Here is a 19,932-nt window from a genome sequence, read left to right on the forward strand (position 1 = left end):
TCCCTCGGCGTACGGCGGCCGGGAGGTTCCCCGGCGTACGGCGGCCCCTCGTCACCGGCGCTGGGCGCGGGCCGCCTCTCCCGTCCGCAGTCCCTCGGACCGTCCGCGGAACCGGTAGCGGCGCTCGGGCCGCCCCGTCGCCCCGTAGCGGAGGGACACGTCCGCGCTGCCGATGGTGTGGAAGTGCTCCAGGTAGCGGCGGGCGCTGACGCGGGAGACGCCGGAGAGGGTCGCGCACTCGGCGGCGGACAGGGAGCCATCCGCCTCCCGCAGCGTGCGTTCGATCAGCTCGGCGGTCTCCACGCTCATGCCCTTGGGCAGCGCGCCGACGGCCGACGCCGGTGCGGCCGCACCCGCCAGCACCCGGTCCACGTCAGCCTGGCTGCGGACGACGGTGGCGAGCAGCCGGCCCCGCTGCACGGCGTAGCGCTCCAGGCGGACGCGCAGGTCCTCGAAGTCGAAGGGCTTCAGGAGGTAGTCGACGACGCCGTGCCGGGCGGCGCCGCGCACCGCGTGCGCCTCCCGGGCGGCGCTGATGACCATGACGTCGCAGTCGTGGCCCGCGGTACGCAGCCGGGGAATCACGTCCAGACCGAAGAGGTCGGGCAGATACAGATCGAGCAGGACGAGGTCCGGACCCAGTTCGTCGACGGCGAGGGCCGCCTGCTCGCCGGTGTGGGCCACGCCGACGACCCGGAACGGCGCGACCCGCTCGACGAAGGCGCGGTGGACTCTGGCGACCATGAAGTCGTCGTCGACGACGAGCACGTCGATCGTGTCGGTCGTCCCGGTCGAGGCAGTCATCGAGGCGCTCCTTCCGCCACCGCGTCGGTGAGGTGGCTGACGGTCATGCGTGCGGTGAACATGGCCCCGTCCGGGGTGTTGGTCACCGAGATCTCACCCCCGTGACGCTCGCAGACCAGGCGGGTGAGCGCCAGACCGATGCCGCGCTCGCCCTCCCGGGCGGCCTTGGTGGTGAATCCGTGCGCGAACACCTCCCGGGCGAGTTCCGGTGCGACGCCCGGGCCGGAGTCGCGGACCACGATCTCCACACTGGAGGCGTCCTGACGCAGTTCCACCTCGACCCAGGCACCGTCACCCTCCTGGGCGGCAGCGGCGTCGACGGCGTTGTCGACGAGGTTGCCCACCACGGTCGCCACGTCGGCGGCGTCCTCCGGGGTGAGCCGGTCCAGCGCGGTGCGGTCCGAGATCCGCAGGCTGACCCTGCGTTCGGCGGCCAGGGAGGACTTCGCCATGAGCAGGGCGGCGACGGCGGTGTCGCGGACCCGGCGGCTGAGGGAGACGTCGAGCGACTGGCGGCGGCGGTTGAGCGCGCGGATGTAATGCACGACCTCGTCCTGCTCGCCGATCTGGATCAGTCCGGAGATGGTGTGCAGCTGGTTGGCGAACTCATGGGCCTGGGCGCGCAGCAGTTCGGAGGAGCTGCGGAAGGATCCGATCTCCCGTTCCAGCCGGGCCAGTTCGGTGCGGTCGCGCAGGGTGGTGACGGAGCCGAGCGGGCGGCCGTCCTTGGCGACGGTCATCCGGTTCATCACCAGCACCCGGCCGTGCCGGACGACGACCTGGTCACGCCGGTCGTCGGCGGTGCCGACCGGGTCACCCCCGTCGCGCCGACCGCCGGCCGTGCCCTCCCGGTCACCGGCGAGGACGTCCCGCAGCCGTCCCTCGATGCCGAGTTCGGCGAGGCTGCGGCCCACACAGTCCTCGGGCAGGTCGAGCAGCCGCCGGCCCATCTCGTTGACGAGGGTGAGGCGGAGGTGCGGGTCCAGAGCGACCACGCCCTCGGCTATGCCGTACAGCATCGCCTCCCGGTGCTCGGCCAGCCCGGCGATCTCGCGGGGTTCCAGGCCGAGGGTCTGCCGTTTGACGCGCCGGGCGAGCAGCCAGGAGCCGGCCACGCCGAGTGCGCTGGCGATGCCCAGGTAGGCGAGGAGGTAGGAGGAGGCGCCGCTCAGACGCTGCCACACCGTCGGATCCGCCTCACCGATCATCACGGTGCCCAGCTGCTCTCCGAGGTGTTCCTGCGTGGCCCCGAGGACCGGTACCTGGGCGACGAGTTCACGTCCCCCGTCCACGGTCAGCGACCCGGACCAGCCCCGCCCCTCGTCCGCTCCCCCGCCGAGGGACAGCGGGGCGCCGATCGCCGTCGGGTTGGTGGAGCCGACGATCCGGCCGTCGCCGTCGGCGACCGTCACGGAGGTGACCCCGGACTGCGTCTGCGTGGAGTTCACCAGCGGAGCCAGGGCCCGCTGCGGTGCGGGCTGCACCAGCTGGCTGCGGACCAGGGGATTGGCGGCGAGCTGCTCGGCCAGCGCGACCACCCGCCGGCCCTCGACCCGGTTGAAGGTGGCTTCCGACTGGGCGAGGGAGACAGCGGCGACCGCACACAGCACGACCACGACGATGGCGAGCTGGAGCACCAGCATCTCGCCCGCGAGAGTCTGACGACGGAAGGTGGCGGTCACGGCCGCCATCATGGCGCCCACCTGCGGCCGGGGAAAGAGACGTGCGCGCCTTCGACCGGTGCGCGACTCCGCCCGGTGGTCACCTTCGCCCGGTGGTCACAACGACCACAACCTCCGTTGCTTCCGCAAGCGGGACATGTCGAAGAGGCGCGGGCACCATGTGGCCCACGTCACCCTCCCCCACAGGGCCTCCCGTATCCCATCGACGTACCGACAGGTGGTGGCACTCGTGCGCCTGCGCACCCCCTTGCCCTGCTCGGGGCCGCCGTGCTCGTCCTCGTAGGTCCTCCGCTGCTCACGGCCGGCGGCGGCGCCGAGACCGGCACACAGATTCCGGGCCTGCGCCTCATGGTCCCCAACACGCCCGGCGGCGGCTACGACATCACGGCCCGGACGGCCGCGAAGAACGCCGAGGACGCCGGACTCACGCACAACATCGAGGTGTTCAACCTGCCGGGTGCCGGCGGCACCGTCGGGCTGAGCCGGCTGGTGAGCGAGCACGGCAACGGCAAGCTCGCCATGTCGATGGGCCTCGGTGTGGTGGGCGCCGTCCGCTCCAACCACGCGCCGAAGACGCTGGACGACACCACCCCGATCGCCCGGCTCACCGAGGAGCAGGACGTCGTCGTGGTCGCCAAGAACTCGCCGTACAAGACGATCGACGATTTGATCGGCGCCTGGAAGGAGGATCCCGGCAAGCTCCCGGTGGGCGGCGGTTCCTCGCCGGGCGGGCCGGACCACCTCGCGCCGATGCTGATGGCGAAGGCCGCCGGGATCGCGCCGAAGCAGGTCAACTACATCCCCTTCGACGGCGGCGGCGAGCTGCTCGCCTCCATCCTCGGCAGCAAGGTCGCCTTCGGGGTGTCCGGGGTCGGCGAGTACCTCGACCAGATCAAGGCGGGCGAGCTCAGGGTGCTCGCGGTGACCGGCCCCGAGCGGGTCGGCGAACTCGACGCGCCCACGCTCAGGGAGTCCGGCTACGACGTCGACTTCACCAACTGGCGCGGGATCGTCGCCCCGCCAGGCATCTCCGAGGCCGAGCGCGACAAACTCACCCGGCTCATCGAGGAACTGCACGACTCGCCCGAGTGGCAGAAGTCGATGCAGCAGAACGGCTGGGACGACGCGTTCCTGACCGGCGAGAAGTTCGGCGACTTCCTGGACGCCCAGGACAAGCGCGTGGTGTCCGTGCTGAAGGAGCTGGGACTATGACGACGCAGACCGACAATCCCCCCGCGCCTTCGGACGAGCGGCGCTCCTGGCTGCGCGACCACTCCGAACTCGGCGTGTGTGTCCTGCTGTTGGCCCTCGGCGTGCTCGTCCTGACCGACGCGCTCACCATGGACGTCGACATCACCCAGCGCGGGCCGGTCGGACCCAAGACCGTGCCGGTGGTCGTCGGTATCGGCCTGCTGGTGGTCGCCGCCCTGCTCGCCGTCGACGTGCTGCGCGGCGGCCGCGGCCAGGCCGAGACCGGCGAGGACGTCGACCTGTCCGAACCGGCCGACTGGCGTACGGTCCTGCTGCTCACCGGGGTCTTCCTCGGCACGGCGATCCTGATCGAGCCCCTCGGCTTCCCGGTCGCGGGCGCCCTGTTGTTCTGGGGAGCGGCCTTCGCGCTCGGCAGCCGCCGCGTCGACCGCGATCCGCTCATCGCGGCCGTCCTCTCCCTCGTCACCTACGCCGTCTTCAACAACCTGCTCGGGGTGCCGCTGCCCGGCGGCCCGCTGATGGGAGTGCTGTGACATGGACGCCCTCAACTCCCTGATGGACGGGTTCGGTACGGCCCTCACCCCGGTCAACCTGCTGTGGGCCGCCCTCGGTGTGCTGCTGGGCACGGCGATCGGCGTGCTGCCCGGCATCGGACCCGCGATGGCGGTCGCGCTGCTGCTGCCGGTGACCTACGGACTCAACCCCGTCGCCGCGTTCATCATGTTCGCGGGCATCTACTACGGCGCGATGTTCGGCGGTTCGACCACCTCCATCCTGCTCAACACTCCTGGCGAGAGCGCCGCCGTGGTCGCGGCCATGGAGGGCAACCCGATGGCCAAGGCGGGGCGCGGCGCGCAGGCGCTCGCGGCCGCCGCCATCGGTCACTTCGCGGGCGGCCTGATCGGCACGATCCTGCTGGTCGCGCTGGCGCCGACGGTCGCCGATCTGGCGGTGGACATCGGTGCTCCGGACTACTTCGCCATCATGGTGCTGGCGTTCATCGCGGTGACGTCGGTGCTGGGTTCGTCGCGGATCCGGGGCCTTGCGTCGCTGCTGATCGGGCTGACGATCGGCCTGGTGGGCCTGGACCAGATGACCGGGCAGCAGCGGCTGACCTTCGGTTCGCTCCAACTCGCCGACGGCGTCGACGTGGTGATCGTGGCGGTCGGTCTGTTCGCGATCGGCGAGGCCCTGTGGGTGGCGGCGCATCTGCGGCGCACGCCGGGCGAGCCGATCCCGGTGGGCCGGCCGTGGCTGGGCCGTGCCGATGTGCGGCGGACGTGGAAGTCGTGGCTGCGCGGGCCGCTCATCGGCTTCCCGTTCGGCGCGATCCCGGCGGGCGGCGCGGAGATCCCCACCTTCCTGTCGTACGTCACGGAGAAACGTCTCTCGAAGCACAAGGACGAGTTCGGCAAGGGTGCCATCGAGGGCGTCGCGGGACCGGAGTCGGCGGCGTCGGCCTCGGCGGCGGGCACGCTGGTGTCCATGCTGACCCTCGGGCTGCCGACCACGGCGGTCGCCGCGGTGATGCTGGCCGCCTTCCAGCAGTACGGCATCCAGCCGGGCCCGCTGCTCTTCGAGCGCGAACCCGAGCTGGTCTGGGGCCTGATCGCGTCACTGTTCGTCGGCATGGTGCTGCTGCTCGCGCTCAACCTGCCGCTGGCGCCGGTGTGGGCCAAGCTGCTGCGCATCCCGCGGCCGTACCTGTACGCGGGGATCCTGTTCTTCGCGGCGGTCGGCGCGTACGCGGTCGGCGGCGAGGTCGTCGACCTGGTGATCCTGCTGGTCATCGGCCTGATCGGGTTCGGCATGCGGCGTTACGGCCTCCCAGTCCTGCCCGCCGTCATCGGCGTCATCCTGGGCCCGAACGCCGAACAGCAGCTGAGGCGGGCGCTGCAGATCAGCGACGGCAGTGTGAAGGGGTTGGTGAACACCCCGTTCGCGGTGACCGTGTACGTGGTCATCGTGCTGCTGCTGGCCTGGCCGCTGCTGAAGCGGCTCGTGGTACGGCCCCGCGCGGACGCCTGAGACGGGCGTCGGGGCGCGGTACGTCCGTGCGTATCGCGCCCCGGCGTTCTCAGTTGGCCGACATTCTCGGTGGCCGGCATTCTCGGTGGCCGGCACTCTCGGTGGCCATCGCTCTCAGTGGCCTCGGAACGCCTCCTCGAGCCACCACGAACCCCGGTCCTTGACCACCTTCGCGTCGATGAGCAGCGGCGCGGACCGTGGCCCGGCGACCCAGTCCTCCACGGCCTTCAGGTCCGCCCGCGTCCGCACGGTCACCGCCTCGAAGCCGTGGCCCCGTGCCACGGCGGCGATGTCCGTCGGCGGGAACTCGACCGTCTGGAGCGGGTGTCCGTGAGGGCCGAAGTGGTGGACCTCCGCTCCGTAGGCCTCGTCGTCGTAGACGACGACCACCATCGGCAGCCCCAGCCTGCGTACCGTGTCGAGTTCCGCGGCTCCCATCATCGCGCCGCCGTCCCCGAGCGCGGCCACCGGTAGCCGGTCCGGCTGGGCCAGCGCCGCGCCGATCGCGGTGGCGAGCCCCAGGCCGATCGACTGGAACGCCTGGGTGAAGCAGAATCCGCGCTCGTCCGGCACCGACAGGTACATGCTCGGGTAGCCCATGAAGTTGCCCGAGTCCACGCCGATCACCCGCTGGGCGGGGAGGATGTCGTCGAGCGCGATGCTCAGCGTGCGCGGGTCGATCAGTTCACGGGTGCTCGTGTCGTCGTACGGGACGTCCCGCCAGCGCACGCGTGCGGCGATGTCGGCCGCGATGCCGTCGGTCCGGTATCCCTGTCGTTTCCCGCTCGCCTTCTGCAGCACCTGCCTCGCCGTGACCGCCACGTCGCCGGTGATCCCGAGGTGCACCTCGCGGTGCGCGCCGAGCGCCGAGGCGTCGTCGTCGACCTGGACCACGGTGGTGTCGGGACCGATCAGTTGGCCGTGCCGCATGGTCCACATGTTCAGCGAGCAGCCCCAGCCGACGATCGTGTCGGCGGCCTGGATGAGCTCGGCCGTCAAGGGCGACGCGAAGCCTCCGGACACGTCGAGGGACCACGGGTTGCCGTGGAACAGACCGCGTGCCACGGCCGAGGTCGCCAGCAGGGCGCCGTAGCGCTCGGCGAGCGCTTCCAGGGCGTCCCGGGCGCCGGGCGGGCGTGATCCGCGGCCGGCCACGAAGACGGGCCGCCGCGACCGTTCGAGGACCTGCGCCAGCGCCGCCACGTCGGTGTGCGCGGGCTCGACCGCTGCCCGCTTCGGCAGCGGTGCGGCGGGCGGACCTTCGGGGGCGTCCAGCCCCTGTACCCCCAAGGGCAGGTTGAGCAGGACGGTACGTCGTTCGTGCAGGGCTCGTCGCAGCGCGGCGCGGGCCTCCTCCACCGCTGTCCCGGCCGACGTGACCCGTGCGGTCGGCACCCCGAGCGCGTGGGCCAGCGCCTCCTGGTCGACGTAGAAGTTGGACCTCGGCTCGGTCACCTCGGCGGCCAGGACGAGGAGGGGCGTACGGCTCTTGGCTGCCTCGGCGACTCCGGTGAGGGCGTTCGTCAGGCCGGGTCCCTGGTGGACGCTCAGTGCGGCCACCGTGCCGCTCATGCGCGTGTAGGCGTCGGCCATGGTCGCCGCGCCGCCTTCGTGGCGGGCGGCGACGAACCGTGAACCCGCCGCGATCATGGCGTTGGTGAGATGGAAGTTGCCCGATCCGACCACACCGAAGACCTGGCGGACCCCCGCCTCGGTCAGCGCCCGCCCGACCGCCTCCGCGACCTTCATGACCGCTCCACCAGCGCGAGCACCCGCGCGGGAGCCCCGGAGCCCGTGACGATGGGCAACGGTCCCGCGACGACGACGGAGCCGGTCGCCGGGAGCTCGGCGAGGTTCCGCAACTGGGTCAGCCCGTACTTGTCGCTGCCCATGAGATAGGAGTGGCACGGAAAGAGCGGGTCGAAGGCGTGCGCGCCTCCGGCGTCGGTGCCCACCGTCTCGACGCCGAGTCCGATCACCGGCGACTCCTCGGCCACCCAGCGGGCGCACTCCGGTGACAGGCCGGGGGTGTGCGGGCCGTTCTCGTCCGCGTTCAGGAACGTCTCCTGCGAGTGGGCGCGGGCGTGCCAGCCGGTGCGCAGCAGCAGCCAGCCGCCGTCGGGCAACGGCCCGTGCTCGGCCTCCCACGCCTTCATGTGGTCCACCTCCACGAGGAAGTCCGGATCCTGGGCCGCTTCGGCGGTGAAGTCCAGCACGGCGGCCGGTGCGATCAGCCGGTGCGCCGGCACGGACGCCACGTCGGCGAGGTCCTTGCCGGTGACCCAGTGGTTGGGGGCGTCGAAGTGCGTACCGGTGTGTTCGCCGCTGCGGAAGTTGTTCCAGTACCAGGCGGGACCCCGGTCGTCGTACCTGCTGATCTCCTCCAGCTCGAACACGGCCGTCTGGCCGAACTCCGGGGGCAGTTGGATCACCGGTGTCGACGACGACAGCGGCGAGGTCAGATCCACGACTTCGATCGACCCGCCACGCAACCCGGACACCAGCGCGGCGAGGACGGACGGCTCGGACATGAGGGCCTCCTGAGACATCGCGGAACTGACAGCATGCCAGCCCGGCATGACGGTTGTTCAGGTGCAGGAGCAGCCGTTCTCCAAGGGCTGGAACACGCGGTTCCGTGGTACGGACAAGCCAGTTGAGGCGATCGACGGGTGGGGGGCGCGGTGTTCGGCAGAGGTACGGCGGTGGCGTTCATGGTCGGCGTTCTGGGTCTGGCCGCCCTCCCCCTCCGTATCGGCCTCGCCCACCACGAGCCCGTTGCCCGTGCCCGTCCCCGGCCCCGACCCGCCGGATCAGCCCGGCCCGGTTCGAGGAACTGCGCACGCTTCTCGGTGACCCGGCGCTGGACGAGGTCCCCGCCTTCACCATGGACATGGGAGCGAGGGACATGTTCCAGTACACGCTCGGGTTCGACGGCCGCACGGTCGTCACGGACCGCTCCGCCGAGCAGCCCGCGCTAGACCGTCTCATCGACGCCCTCAGTGAGTGGCTGCCGGAGCAATGAACGTCCGGCCGCCGCGCTGGAACCGTCAGGACGACGACTCTCCGGCCCGGACGCGGGCCAGTACGTCCCGGATCATCTCGGCACTGATCAGGAAGTGGCCCCGGGCGATCTCCTCGGCGCGCTCCGGTTCGCCCGCCGCGATCGCCTCGTACAGAGCCGTGTGGCCCTCGCCCGCCCGGTGGAAGTGGGATCGCTCGCCCTTGCCCCACGGCTCGATCGGGAAGCCGAGGCTGATCCGGGTCAGCAGGTCCCGGCTGAGCAGGGCGATCTGCGGATTGTGGGTGGCCGCGCAGATGCTCTTGTGGAACGCGCTGTCGGCGGCCTGTTCCTCGCGGGGAGTGGACGCGGAGAGGTGCGCGGCCAGGGCCTCGCGCATCGGCTCGAGGTCCTCGGGCCGTCGGCGCCGGGCGGCCGTCGCGGCCACCATGCCTTCCACCAGGCCGCGCAGGTCGAAGAGTTGCTCGAACTCCTCCCACCGGGGCAGCAGCGTACGGCGGACCGCGGCGGCGGAGGACTCGCTCCAGGTGTCGCGGACGAAGGCTCCTCCGTTGCGGCCCCGGCGGATCTCGATGACACCCAGCGCCTGGAGGCGTCCGACGGCCTCGCGCACGGTGGGTCGGCTCACCCGCAGCAGCCCGGTGAGTTCGCGTTCGGCCGGCAGCCGTTCGCCGGGCAGGAAGTCCCCGACGGCGACCGCGGTGAGCAGCCGGTCGGAGACCTCGTCGACCGCCGAGGTCACCCGCACGGGGCGCAGCGACGACGACGGAGTTCCGCCGTGGAGCACACGGTCGAGCACGCGGGAGAACTCGTCTCCCGGTTCGGGTGACTCAGGTGCGGATGTCAGTTGTCCTCCCCATCGAGCGACGCCTCTGTAAACGGGCGCGGGCCACGTGAACACGTCGTTACGTCTTGCCCTGCCCCCGTCAAAAGGTCTTGTGCACTGACCTTTTGCCCAATCAGTATCTCACCCATCCGTCACACCCATCTCGTTTCAGACAGCGGCCGGCTGATTCCGGCCGGTCTGGGAGGCTTCCCCGTGGCGATCCCCGAACCGAACCACACCGGAACCGTCGACTTCAACGGCTGGTCCACCTGGTACCGGATCACGGGCGAACCGGGCAGGACACCCTTGGTCGTCCTGCACGGCGGACCCGGCGCCGGTCACAACTACACCCTCAGCATCGCGGGCATCGCGGGCATCGCCGGGCAGGGCCGCACCGTGGTGCACTACGACCAGCTCGGCACCGGACTGTCCACCCACCTGCCCCACGAGGGCGCCGACTTCTGGACCGTCCAGCTCTTCCTCGACGAACTCGACAATCTCCTCAAGTCGCTGGGCATCGCCGACGCCTACCATCTCCTCGGCCAGTCCTGGGGCGGCATGCTCGCCGCCGAGCACGCCGTACGCCGACCGCCCGGGCTGCGCGGCCTGGTCATCGCCAACTCCCCCGCGTCCATGGAGCTGTGGCTGTCGGCGGCGAACGAGCTGCGTGAGGAGCTCCCGCCGGAGGTCCAGCACACCCTGCTCGCCCACGAGACGGCGGGGACCACCGACCACCCCGACTACCGGGCGGCCGAGCAGGTCTTCAACGAGCGCCATGTGTGCCGACTTGTCCCCAACCCGCCCGAGGTACAGGCCACTTGGGACACCATCGCGGCCGATCCGACCGTGTACCACACGATGAACGGGCCGAACGAGTTCCATGTCGTCGGCACGCTCAAGGACTGGTCCGTGATCGACCGGCTGCACCTGGTCGAGGTGCCGACCCTGCTGGTGTCCGGGCGCTACGACGAGGCGACCCCCGAGACCGTCCGCCCCTTCGCCGACCACATCCCCGACGTCCGCTGGCACCTCTTCGAGCACTCCAGCCATATGCCGCACGTCGAGGAGGAGGAGCTCTACCTGCGGGTCGTGGGCGCCTTCCTCGACTCCACCGACTGACCCTCCGACGGGAGTTCCCCGGATGTCCCGCACCAAGAGACGCAGCGCGCTCGCCGCCGCCACCGTCGCCCTCGCCCTGACCGCCGCCGCCTGTTCGTCCTCCGACGACGGCGCCTCCTCCGACCCGACGACGTCCTCCTCCGGCTCCGGTTCCTCCGCCTTCCAGCCGCAGCACAAGGGCGGCACGCTGAAGCTGGTGGCCCACGCGGCCGCGGGCACCTTCGACCCGCAGGTCAACTACACGCTCCAGTACTGGCAGCTGTACCAGTCGATGTACGACGGGCTGCTCTCGTTCCAGAAGGTCGGCGGCCAGCAGTCGTTCACCGTCGTCCCGGACCTGGCGGCCGCGATGCCGAAGGTGACCAACGGCGGCAAGACGTACACCTTCACGCTCCGCAAGGGCATCTCCTTCTCCAACGGCAAGCCGGTCACCACCGACGACGTGGTGGCGTCCTTCCAGCGCATCTTCAAGGTCTCCGGTCCCACCGCGGGCACCTTCTACAACGGCATCGTCGGAGCCGACGCCTGCCTGAAGAAGCCCGCCGCCTGCACCCTCGCGGGCGGCGTCACCGGCGACGCGACGGCCAACACGGTCACCGTCAACCTCACCGCCGCGGACCCGGAGTTCCCGTACAAGCTGGCCGTCCCGCACGCCAGCGTCGTACCGAAGGACTCCCCGGCGAAGGACGCCGGCACAAAGCCGCTGCCGACCACCGGCCCGTACATGGCCGCCTCGTACGACCCGAACCGGGCGCTGAAGCTGGTGCGCAACCCGCACTTCAAGGAGTGGTCCCGGGAGGGGCAGCCTGAGGGCTACCCCGACGCCATCGACTACACCTTCGGCCAGACCGTCGAGTCCGAGGTCACCGCGGTCCAGAACGGCCAGGCCGACTGGATGTACGACCCGCCGCCCGCCGACCGGCTGAACGAGATCGGCACCAAGTACGCCTCCCAGGCACATGTGAACCCGCTCACCGCGTTCTGGTACGCCACGCTGAACGTCAACATGGCGCCCTTCAACAACAAGCTGGCCCGGCAGGCGATCAACTGGGCCGTCGACCGGTCCGCCGTGGTGCGGCTGTACGGCGGCACCAACCTCGCCTCTCCCACGTGCACGATCCTGCCGCCGGGCTTCCCCGGGCACGTCGACTCGTGCGACTACACCAAGGGCGGCGGCACGGCCTGGAAGGCCGCGGACCTGGCCAAGGCCAAGGAACTTGTCAAGCAGTCCGGTACGGCGGGGCAGGAGGTCGGCATCGTCGTCCAGGACGACGACGTCAACAAGTCGATCGGGCAGTACCTGCAGAGCCTGCTCACCCAGCTCGGCTACAAGGCGACGCTCAAGCCGCTGTCGGGGAACATCCAGTTCACCTACATCCAGAACACCAAGAACAAGGTGCAGCTCGCCCTGACCTCCTGGTACCAGGACTATCCGGCGGCCTCCGACTTCCTCAACGTGCTGCTGTCCTGCGCCTCGTTCCATCCCGGCAGCGACTCCAGCATCAACATCGCCGGCTTCTGCGACAAGGGCATCGACGCGAAGATGCAGACCGCGCTGAAGACCGGACAGACCGACCAGAAGAGCGCCGACCAGCAGTGGGGCGCCATCGACCAGGAGATCATGGCCGAGTCCCCGGTCGTCCCGCTGATCAATCCGAAGCTCATCGACTTCACGTCGAAGCGGGTCGGCAACTACCAGTTCAGCAAGCAGTTCTACATGCTCGTCGGGCAGCTGTGGGTCACATGAGCCACGCTGTGTCCCCGTCGCCCCCGACGACCTTGTCGACCGCTGAGGCCCGGCGTTCGCCGGGCCCCTGGCGGACGGCCGCCGCCGACCTGTTGCGCAACAGGTCGGCGGTGGCCTCGGCCGTCGTCCTGTTCCTCGTGGTGCTGGCGGCCCTGTGCGCGCCGCTGTACGCGGACCAGATCGCCCACACCGACCCGTTCCAGTCCCATGTCTCCGGCACCACGGTCGTCGATGGCAGGACCGTGCCGGTGCTCACCCCCAGCAGCACCGGCCTCGGCCTCGGGGTGACGCCCATCGGTCCCACCTGGGACCCCGGCCACTACTTCCTCGGCGCCGACAACCAGGGCCGCGACGTCATGGCCCGCCTGCTGTACGGCGGCCGGACGAGCCTGCTCATCGGCGTGACCGCCGCCCTGCTGACCTGTCTGGTGGGTACGGCCGTCGGAGTCGTCGCCGGCTACGCGGGCGGTGTCGTGGACGCCGTCATCTCCCGGATCCTGGATGTGGTCTGGGCGTTCCCGGTGTATCTGCTGGCGATCTGTCTGTCGGTCGTCCTGCTCACCGACGGGCTGCGCCTGGGGCCGCTCACCGTGGAGGCGGGGAGCCTCTGGCTGCCCGTCGCGATCATCGCGGCGATCTACGTGCCGTACATCGCACGGCCGTTGCGCGGCCAGGTCCTGGTGCTGCGGAACAAGGAGTACATCCAGGCGGCCGTCGGCTCCGGCGCGCCCACGGTGCGCATCCTGCGCCGGGAGGTACTGCCGAACGTCCTGCCCACGGCGATCGTCTTCGTCCCGCTGATGACCGCGCTGGCCATGCTCACCGAGTCGGCCCTGTCCTTCCTGTCCGTCGGCGTCCAGCCGCCCGACGCCAGCTGGGGCACGATCATCGAGGACGGTCTGGGGCTGCTCTACACGCGCCCCGCCGTGACGATCGCCCCGGGCCTGCTGATCGCGCTGACCACGGCGGCGCTCAACGTCCTGGGCGACGGCGTGCGCGACGCGCTCGACCCGAGCGCCCGGCTGCGCGGAGGGGTGTGACGCTCATGATCTCCTTCGCGCTCAAGCGGTTCGCCTCGGCGCTGCTGGTGATGTTCTCCATCAGCGTGCTGGTGTTCCTGATCTTCTTCGCCACGCCGGGAGTCGATCCCGCCGCCCGTATCGCGGGCCGCAACGCCGACCCGGCCACCCTCGCGCAGGTACGGCACTCCTTCGGCCTCGACCGGCCGCTGCCGATCCGGTATCTGCTGATGATGCGGCACCTGCTGATAGACCGGGACCTGGAGTCCTTCGTCAATCGCGGTTCCCGCGTCATCCCGCAGATCGTGCAGGCGATGCCGGTGACGCTGTCGCTCGTGGTGGGAGCGGCGGTCATCTGGATGACCGTCGGCATCCTCATGGGCACGGCCGCGGCGACCCTGCGCGGCACGGCGGTCGACCCGCTGATCATGCTGGTCGGCGTGGTCGGCGTCTCGCTGCCGGCGTACTGGCTCGGCGAGGTCGTCAACCTCGTCACCCAGAAGCAGTTGCACGACTCGGTGTTCTCCTGGGTGCCGCCACCCGGATACGTCGACCTGACCGGGGACCCGGGCCAGTGGGCGCTGCACCTGCTCTTCCCCTGGCTGACCCTGGCGCTGCTGTACGCCGGGATCTACGCCCGGCTGCTGCGCGGCGAGGTCGTGACCGCGCTGAACGAGGACTACGTCCGCACGGCCCGGGCCAAGGGCCTGTCCGAGCGCCGGATCCTCGTCCGGCACGCCCTGCGCTGCTCGCTGATCCCGATCGTGTCGTTGTTCGGCCTGGACTTCGGCGCGCTCGTGGGCGGCGCCGCGCTGCTCACCGAGGTGGTCTTCGGCCTGCCCGGCATCGGCAAGCTCACCTTCGACGCCCTGCAGAACCTCGACCTGCCCGTGATCATGGGGACCGTCCTGTACGCGGCGTTCTTCGTGGTCCTCGCCAACGCACTGGTGGACATCCTGTACGCGCGACTCGACCCGAGGGCACGTCATGCCTGAACCCCTGCCTGAACACCTGCCTGAACCCCTGCTGGACGTACGTGACCTGCGGGTGTCGTTCCGTACCCGCCGAGGCCCGGTCACCGCCGTCGACGGCCTGTCCCTCTCGGTGGCGCCCGGCGAAGTCCTGGGCGTGGTGGGCGAGTCGGGCTCGGGCAAGAGCGTGTCGATGCTGGCCGTGCTGCGGCTGCTGACCAACCCGAACGTGACCGTGTCGGGCCAGGTCCTCTTCCGTGGCCGTGACTTGCTGACACTCCCCGACAAGCAGATGCGCGCGATACGGGGCCGGGAGATCGCCATGGTCTTCCAGGACCCGATGACCGCGCTGACCCCCGTGTACACCGTGGGCTGGCAGATCGCCGAGCAGATACGGGCGCACGGGCAGGTGTCCCGCAAGGAGGCCCACGCCCGCGCCGTCCGGCTGCTCTCCGACGTCGGCATCCCCGACGCGGCCTCGCGGGTGAACGCCTACCCGCACGAGTTCTCCGGCGGGATGCGCCAGCGCGCGGTCATCGCGATGGCCCTGTCCTGCAGCCCCGCGCTGCTGATCGCCGACGAGCCGACCACGGCGCTCGACGTGACCGTGCAGGCGCAGATCCTCGACCTGATGCGCGAGCTCAACGCGGACGGCTCGGCGATGGTGCTCATCACGCACGACATGGGCGTGATCTCCCAGATCGCCGACCGGGTCCTGGTCATGTACGGCGGCCGGGCTGCCGAGGACGGCCCGCGGCGCGCGGTGTTCCACGGCCCGCGGCACCCGTACACCTGGGGTCTGCTCGACTCGGTGCCCCGCGTCGGCGGCCCCCGGCTGCGGCGGCTGCCCACCATCGCGGGCATGCCCGTCTCCCCGGGCAGCCTTCCGACGGGGTGCGCGTTCGCGCCGCGCTGCCGGCTCAGCCACGACCGGTGCGAGGAGCGGCCCGCGCTGGCCGCGGGCAACGGCGACGCCGCACACCGCGACGCCTGCTGGCTGCCGCCCGAGGACCGGGCGTCGCTGCGGCTGACGGCACGGGCGGCGGCGAGCGACGTACAGGACATGGACTCGGAGGCGGCGTCGTGACGGCACAGGACATCGTGGCAGTGGACAAGGGTGCGCCTCCCGGCGGCGACGTGCTGCTGCGCGCGTCGGACGTCACCAAGCACTACCCCCTGCGCACGGACACGCTGTCCCGGCGCCGCAGGGTGCTGCGCGCCGTGGACGGCGTGTCACTGGCGGTCCGCACCGGTGAGACCCTCGGCATCGTCGGCGAGTCGGGCTGCGGCAAGTCCACCCTCGGCCGCTGTCTGGTCCGGCTCACCGAACTCACGGGCGGCCGGGTCGAGTTCGACGGGCAGGACATCACCACCCTGTCCGCGCGCCGGCTGCGGCCCGTACGGCCGGGCATGCAGCTGGTCTTCCAGGACCCGCAGGCCTCCCTCAACCCCCGCCGCCGCGCCGGGGACATCGTGGCCGAACCGCTGCTCGTGCACCGGTACGGTGACGCGGCCGCGGTCCGCCGCCGGGTCGCCGAGCTCTTCGACGTCGTAGGACTGGCCGGGGCCCATCTGGACCGCTATCCGCACGAGTTCTCCGGCGGCCAGCGCCAGCGCATCGGGATCGCCCGGGCACTGGCCACCGCCCCGAAGCTGATCGTCGCCGACGAACCGGTGTCCGCCCTCGACGTGTCGATCCAGGCCCAGGTGCTGAACCTCTTCGCCGACCTCCAGGAGGAGTTCGCGCTCACCTATGTCTTCATCGCCCACGACCTCGGCGTGGTCCGCCATGTGTCGGACCGGATCGCCGTCATGTACCTCGGCGAGATCGTCGAACTCGCCGGGACAGAGGCGCTGTACGAGGCCCCCGCCCATCCCTACACACAGGCACTGCTGTCCGCGGTCCCGGACATCGACGACGGCACCCACGCGGCGGACGCACCGCGCCGTGAACGCATCGTCCTCACCGGCGAGGTGCCCAACCCGGTGGACAAGCCGACGGGCTGCCCCTTCCGCACCCGCTGCCCGTACGCCCGCGAGCGCTGCGCGCTGGAGCGCCCCCGTCTCACCCTCACGCCCTCCGGCCGCCACACCGCCTGCCACTACCCGCTGACCGTCTGACCGGGCCCGTTCCATCGAACGGTTGAAACCGAAGGCAGCGTACGGACGGCGCGGCCGGTCGGCAGACTTGCCGCGCCGTCGACAGCGCGCCCGGACGAGGCACCCGCGTCCGAGCCGTGCTGTCGGCCCAGGACCGCGTCCCCGCCGGTGCGCTGTGACCGAACCTCCCGGACCGCCGCTGCGGATCCTGATCAGGACGACCACACCGTCGTACGGGCGGGGCTGCGTGCCCTCCTCGAAGGCGAACCCGACTTCGACGGCCCTGGCACCGGAGGCCGCCGCGCGTGTCGTCGGGTACACGGCCGAGCCCGGTCCGGGGCTCAGCGAGCGGGAGGTCGAGGTCGTACGGCTCCTGGCGCGGGGGCACAGCAACCGGGCCGTCGCCGGCGCTCTGTTCCTGGCCGGGGCGACGGTCAAGACCCACCTCGTGCGGATCTACCGCAAGCTCGGCACCGAGAACCGCGCCGCCACCGTCAGCGAAGCGGTCCGACGCGGACTGATCGACGTCGACTGAGCCGGCGTGACCGGTGCGCGCGGACCGGTACGGCGCCGCGGCCTCACGGGCTGAGCCGGTCGAACCGGAACGGTGCCAGTACCTCCGGGCGGCGGCCGGTGCGGACGTACTCGGCGAGCCGGTGGCCGGTGACGGGGCCCAGCGTGACGCCGAGCATGCCGTGGCCGGTGGCGGCGAAGGCGTTGCCGTATCCCGGTACGCGGTCGATGACCGGAAGCCCGTCGGGGAGGAAGGGCCGGCCGCCGACCCAGGGGTCGCGGATCAGTCCGATCAGGTCGTCCGGGTCGTCGAACCAGCGGCCCAGATAGTGCCGGCTGGCGAGGGCGACGGCGACGACGCGCCGCCAGTCGAGGCGGTTGTTGTTGCCGCTGAGCTCCATCGTGCCGCCGATCCGGGTGGTGGGGCCGATCGGTGAGGCGACCGCCCTGCGCTCGCCGAAGTACAGCGTGTGCCGCGGTGCCGGATCCAGGTCCACCGAGAAGCTGTAGCCCTTGCCCGCCTGGAGCGGCAGCGGCTGTCCCAGCGCGCTCAGCAGGTCGGACGAGCGCATCCCGGCGGTGACGACGACGCCCGCGCAGGGAATCTCGCCCTGGGCGGTGCGCAGCGCGACAACGCGTTCTCCGGAGGTGCGGAACCCGGTGGCCTCGACGTTCTCGTGGACCTTCACCCCCGAGGCGACGAGCGCCTCGCCCAGCCCCCGGGCGAACGCCTCCGGGTCGACCACGCCCTCACCCTCGACGAGGTACGCCGCGCGCACCTTGGACGACAGCGCGTCGTCCAGCAGCCGGGCGCCGTCCCCGGTGACGACGTCGTCGGGGAGCGGGTAGCGGCCGTCGGCCATCTCCCGCTGCACGGCGAGGTGATGGCGGGCTTCGGCCGGGGACAGGAAGGCGTGGACCATGCCGGGACGGGTCAGGGTCGTCTCGACGCCGGCCTCGCGCAGGCCGTCGAAGAGGTCGAAGGTGGTCCGGTTCAGCTCGGCGACCGCGGTGTAGCCGCGCCGGAAGGCGGCCGGTGTGCTGCTGCGCCAGAACCGCCACAGCCAGCGTACGAACGCCGGATCGGGCAGGGGTCGTAGGTAGAGGGGCGAGTCCGGCCGTCCCAGCGAGCGGAGCGCGTACCGTACGACGCCCGGGGCCGGCACCGGCGTGGAATGGCTGAGGCAGACCCAGCCCGCGTTGCCCCGGGAGGCCCCGGACCCCAGGGCGCGACGCTCGACGATCTCCACCTCGAAGCCCGCCTCGGCCAGGTAGTAGGCGGTGCACAGTCCCACCACACCGCCCCCGACCACCACTATGGGGGCGGTCATGACGCCGACCCGTACGAGGCGAGGAACTCCCGGGTCCGGGTCTCGGCGGGATGGTCGAGGACGTCCTGCGGGGGTCCCTCCTCGACGATGCGGCCGCCGTCGACGAAGACGACGTGGTCGGCCACCTCGCGTGCGAAGGGCAGTTCGTGGGTGACGAGCAGCATCGTCATTCCGTCCGCGGCGAGTTCCCGCATGACGGCCAGGACCTCGCGGGTGGCCTCCGGGTCGAGGGAGGAGGTCGGCTCGTCGAAGAGCAGCACCTCCGGCCTGAGCGCGAGCGCCCGTGCGATGGCGACGCGCTGCTGTTCCCCGCCGGAGAGCTGGTCGGGCCGGGCGAGGCCGCGGTGCGCCACGCCGACCCGGCGCAGCAGCGCGACGGCCCGCTCCAGCGCTTCCGGCTCGGGGACGCCCGCCTTGCGCTGGGCCAGGACGACGTTCTCGACCGCGGTGAGGTGCGGGAAGAGGTTGAACCGCTGGAAGACCATGCCGACGGTGCGGCGCAGCCGGGGCAGGTCCCGGCAGACCGTTCGGCCGCCGTGGTGGACCACTTCGCCGGCCACCTCGACCGTGCCCCCGTCCGGCCGTTCCAGCAGGTTGACGCAGCGCATCAGGGTCGTCTTGCCGCCGCCGCTCTGTCCGATGACGCTGACGATGCGGCCGCGGTCGACCTCCAGGTTCACCTGGTCGAGCACCAGTCGGCCGTCGAAGGACTTGCTGAGCCCTTCGATCCGTACGACCGCGTCGGTGCGGGCCGGTGGCACGGCTTCCGCCGTGGTGACGGGCTCGGTCATGCCGCCGTCTCCTTCTGCTTGAGCTCTGCTGTGAGGCCGACGCCGAGGTCGACGGCGAGCAGGGCGCGGGCGGCGCGCACCCGTCGGCGCCGCCACGGGGACAGGGGGACGCCCGCCCGTACCTTCCGTTCCAGCAGCAGGAGCAGCTGGGAGAGCGGGTAGCACAGGGCGAAGTAGACGGCGGAGATGACCAGGTAGACCTCCAGTGCCCGGAAGGTGGCCGACGTGATGAGCCGCCCCTCGGACATCAGCTCGGCCGCGGAGACGGTGACGAGCAGCGAGGTGGACTTCAGCAGGTCGACCAGCATGGTGTTGGTGCCGGGCAGGGCCTGCCGGACGGCCTGCGGCAGCACGACATGGACGAAGATGCCGACCCGGCCCAGCCCCAGCGCCTCGCCGGCCTCGGTCTGTCCGGCGTGCACTCCGCTGATCGCGGAACGGAAGATCTCGGACAGGTAGGCGGCGTAGAAGACGACGAGGCTGAGGCAGCCGGCGGTGAACACGTCCAGCCGGAGTCCGGCCGAAGCGAGGCCGAAGTAGGTCAGGAAGATGATCGCGAGGAGCGGGATGTTCTTGAAGATCTCCGTGTAGACGGCGGCGAGGACGCGGAGTGGCCGCGCCTTGCTGATGCGGAGCAGCGCGACCGCCAGGCCGAGAAGGACCGCGCCGACGAAGCTCACGACGGTGTACGAGACGGTGCGCCCGAGTGCGTCGAGCAGGTCTGACTGGTAGTCGGACCAGGGGACTTGGAAGAGACCGGACATGTCATC

General features: G+C 71.2%; 17 protein-coding genes and 1 pseudogene. 10 read left to right on the plus strand and 8 right to left on the minus strand.

Annotated elements, in window-relative coordinates; translation table 11 throughout:
* Nucleotides 1–51: 51 nt before the first annotated feature.
* Both QFZ76_RS06995 and QFZ76_RS07000 read right to left on the minus strand, forming a co-directional pair.
* Complete coding sequence (locus tag QFZ76_RS06995) at nt 52–804, minus strand: response regulator (protein WP_307672888.1); 753 nt, start codon at nt 802–804, stop codon at nt 52–54.
* Nucleotides 801–2,486, minus strand: coding sequence for an ATP-binding protein (locus QFZ76_RS07000; RefSeq protein ID WP_307672889.1), 1,686 nt, complete (start codon nt 2,484–2,486; stop codon nt 801–803). The genes QFZ76_RS06995 and QFZ76_RS07000 overlap by 4 nt, the downstream gene beginning before the upstream one ends.
* A 201-nt stretch (nt 2,487–2,687) precedes the next feature.
* On the opposite strand from QFZ76_RS07000, the gene QFZ76_RS07005 reads away from it, so the two are divergent.
* The 3 genes from QFZ76_RS07005 to QFZ76_RS07015 are packed head-to-tail and all read left to right on the plus strand — an operon-like array spanning nt 2,688 to nt 5,726.
* Nucleotides 2,688–3,698 (plus strand): tripartite tricarboxylate transporter substrate binding protein, encoded by a 1,011-nt coding sequence (locus tag QFZ76_RS07005; protein WP_307679949.1) that lies wholly within the window; start codon nt 2,688–2,690, stop codon nt 3,696–3,698.
* Entirely contained in the window at nt 3,695–4,231 is a 537-nt protein-coding gene (locus QFZ76_RS07010; RefSeq protein WP_307672890.1) for a tripartite tricarboxylate transporter TctB family protein, read from the plus strand. The genes QFZ76_RS07005 and QFZ76_RS07010 overlap by 4 nt, the downstream gene beginning before the upstream one ends.
* Before the next feature lies 1 nt (nt 4,232).
* On the plus strand, nt 4,233–5,726 hold the full coding sequence (locus QFZ76_RS07015) for a tripartite tricarboxylate transporter permease (protein ID WP_307672891.1): 1,494 nt from the start codon (nt 4,233–4,235) through the stop codon (nt 5,724–5,726).
* Between the two features lie 114 nt (nt 5,727–5,840).
* Here QFZ76_RS07015 and QFZ76_RS07020 read toward each other — a convergent pair whose 3' ends face one another.
* The 3 genes from QFZ76_RS07020 to QFZ76_RS07030 all read right to left on the minus strand — a co-directional run bounded on the left by QFZ76_RS07020 (nt 5,841) and on the right by QFZ76_RS07030 (nt 9,544).
* Nucleotides 5,841–7,475, minus strand: coding sequence for a thiamine pyrophosphate-binding protein (locus tag QFZ76_RS07020; protein ID WP_307672892.1), 1,635 nt, complete (start codon nt 7,473–7,475; stop codon nt 5,841–5,843).
* Nucleotides 7,472–8,257 carry a cyclase family protein gene (locus tag QFZ76_RS07025; RefSeq protein ID WP_307672893.1) on the minus strand — a complete coding sequence of 262 codons (786 nt, stop codon included), beginning with the start codon at nt 8,255–8,257 and terminating at the stop codon, nt 7,472–7,474. The genes QFZ76_RS07020 and QFZ76_RS07025 overlap by 4 nt, the downstream gene beginning before the upstream one ends.
* 516 nt (nt 8,258–8,773) lie before the next feature.
* Entirely contained in the window at nt 8,774–9,544 is a 771-nt protein-coding gene (locus tag QFZ76_RS07030) for a FadR/GntR family transcriptional regulator (protein ID WP_307672894.1), read from the minus strand.
* Between the two features lie 240 nt (nt 9,545–9,784).
* On the opposite strand from QFZ76_RS07030, the gene QFZ76_RS07035 reads away from it, so the two are divergent.
* From QFZ76_RS07035 to QFZ76_RS07065, 7 genes and pseudogenes are all read left to right on the plus strand, one after another.
* Nucleotides 9,785–10,690, plus strand: a complete 906-nt coding sequence (locus QFZ76_RS07035) for a proline iminopeptidase-family hydrolase (protein ID WP_307672895.1) — start codon at nt 9,785–9,787, stop codon at nt 10,688–10,690.
* A gap of 22 nt (nt 10,691–10,712) precedes the next feature.
* Nucleotides 10,713–12,437: an ABC transporter substrate-binding protein gene (locus QFZ76_RS07040; RefSeq protein WP_307672896.1), complete on the plus strand. Its 1,725-nt coding sequence runs from the start codon at nt 10,713–10,715 to the stop codon at nt 12,435–12,437.
* The gene (locus QFZ76_RS07045) at nt 12,434–13,477 is read left to right on the plus strand and encodes an ABC transporter permease (protein ID WP_307672897.1); all 1,044 of its coding nucleotides are present in this window, start codon (nt 12,434–12,436) and stop codon (nt 13,475–13,477) included. Before QFZ76_RS07040 ends, QFZ76_RS07045 begins: the two co-directional genes overlap by 4 nt.
* Nucleotides 13,478–13,482: 5 nt before the next feature.
* The gene (locus tag QFZ76_RS07050) at nt 13,483–14,451 is read left to right on the plus strand and encodes an ABC transporter permease (protein WP_307672898.1); all 969 of its coding nucleotides are present in this window, start codon (nt 13,483–13,485) and stop codon (nt 14,449–14,451) included.
* Nucleotides 14,444–15,514, plus strand: coding sequence for an ABC transporter ATP-binding protein (locus tag QFZ76_RS07055; protein ID WP_373464270.1), 1,071 nt, complete (start codon nt 14,444–14,446; stop codon nt 15,512–15,514). Before QFZ76_RS07050 ends, QFZ76_RS07055 begins: the two co-directional genes overlap by 8 nt.
* The gene (locus QFZ76_RS07060) at nt 15,511–16,548 is read left to right on the plus strand and encodes an ABC transporter ATP-binding protein (RefSeq protein WP_307672899.1); all 1,038 of its coding nucleotides are present in this window, start codon (nt 15,511–15,513) and stop codon (nt 16,546–16,548) included. Before QFZ76_RS07055 ends, QFZ76_RS07060 begins: the two co-directional genes overlap by 4 nt.
* A 262-nt stretch (nt 16,549–16,810) precedes the next feature.
* Nucleotides 16,811–17,062, plus strand: a pseudogene (locus tag QFZ76_RS07065) (LuxR C-terminal-related transcriptional regulator); the annotation flags it as partial.
* A 43-nt stretch (nt 17,063–17,105) separates the two neighbouring features.
* On the opposite strand, the gene QFZ76_RS07070 reads toward QFZ76_RS07065, so the two are convergent.
* The 3 genes from QFZ76_RS07070 to QFZ76_RS07080 are packed head-to-tail and all read right to left on the minus strand — an operon-like array spanning nt 17,106 to nt 19,926.
* Nucleotides 17,106–18,371, minus strand: coding sequence for an FAD-binding oxidoreductase (locus QFZ76_RS07070; protein WP_307672900.1), 1,266 nt, complete (start codon nt 18,369–18,371; stop codon nt 17,106–17,108).
* Complete coding sequence (locus QFZ76_RS07075) at nt 18,368–19,162, minus strand: amino acid ABC transporter ATP-binding protein (protein ID WP_307672901.1); 795 nt, start codon at nt 19,160–19,162, stop codon at nt 18,368–18,370. Before QFZ76_RS07075 ends, QFZ76_RS07070 begins: the two co-directional genes overlap by 4 nt.
* Nucleotides 19,159–19,926: an amino acid ABC transporter permease gene (locus QFZ76_RS07080; RefSeq protein ID WP_307672902.1), complete on the minus strand. Its 768-nt coding sequence runs from the start codon at nt 19,924–19,926 to the stop codon at nt 19,159–19,161. The genes QFZ76_RS07075 and QFZ76_RS07080 overlap by 4 nt, the downstream gene beginning before the upstream one ends.
* Nucleotides 19,927–19,932: the final 6 nt, after the last annotated feature.

The organism is Streptomyces sp. V4I2 (genome assembly GCF_030817655.1).
GTDB lineage: Bacteria > Actinomycetota > Actinomycetes > Streptomycetales > Streptomycetaceae > Streptomyces > Streptomyces plumbiresistens.

Excerpts from the sequence above, each read along its gene's own strand:
- QFZ76_RS06995 (WP_307672888.1), bottom strand. The coding sequence starts at position 804 with ATGACTGCCTCGACCGGGACGACCGACACGATCGACGTGCTCGTCGTC.
- QFZ76_RS07010 (WP_307672890.1), top strand. The coding sequence starts at position 3,695 with ATGACGACGCAGACCGACAATCCCCCCGCGCCTTCGGACGAGCGGCGC.
- QFZ76_RS07015 (WP_307672891.1), top strand. The coding sequence starts at position 4,233 with ATGGACGCCCTCAACTCCCTGATGGACGGGTTCGGTACGGCCCTCACC.
- QFZ76_RS07020 (WP_307672892.1), bottom strand. The coding sequence starts at position 7,475 with ATGAAGGTCGCGGAGGCGGTCGGGCGGGCGCTGACCGAGGCGGGGGTC.
- QFZ76_RS07025 (WP_307672893.1), bottom strand. The coding sequence starts at position 8,257 with ATGTCCGAGCCGTCCGTCCTCGCCGCGCTGGTGTCCGGGTTGCGTGGC.
- QFZ76_RS07040 (WP_307672896.1), top strand. The coding sequence starts at position 10,713 with ATGTCCCGCACCAAGAGACGCAGCGCGCTCGCCGCCGCCACCGTCGCC.
- QFZ76_RS07045 (WP_307672897.1), top strand. The coding sequence starts at position 12,434 with ATGAGCCACGCTGTGTCCCCGTCGCCCCCGACGACCTTGTCGACCGCT.
- QFZ76_RS07050 (WP_307672898.1), top strand. The coding sequence starts at position 13,483 with ATGATCTCCTTCGCGCTCAAGCGGTTCGCCTCGGCGCTGCTGGTGATG.
- QFZ76_RS07055 (WP_373464270.1), top strand. The coding sequence starts at position 14,444 with ATGCCTGAACCCCTGCCTGAACACCTGCCTGAACCCCTGCTGGACGTA.
- QFZ76_RS07070 (WP_307672900.1), bottom strand. The coding sequence starts at position 18,371 with ATGACCGCCCCCATAGTGGTGGTCGGGGGCGGTGTGGTGGGACTGTGC.
- QFZ76_RS07075 (WP_307672901.1), bottom strand. The coding sequence starts at position 19,162 with ATGACCGAGCCCGTCACCACGGCGGAAGCCGTGCCACCGGCCCGCACC.
- QFZ76_RS07080 (WP_307672902.1), bottom strand. The coding sequence starts at position 19,926 with ATGTCCGGTCTCTTCCAAGTCCCCTGGTCCGACTACCAGTCAGACCTG.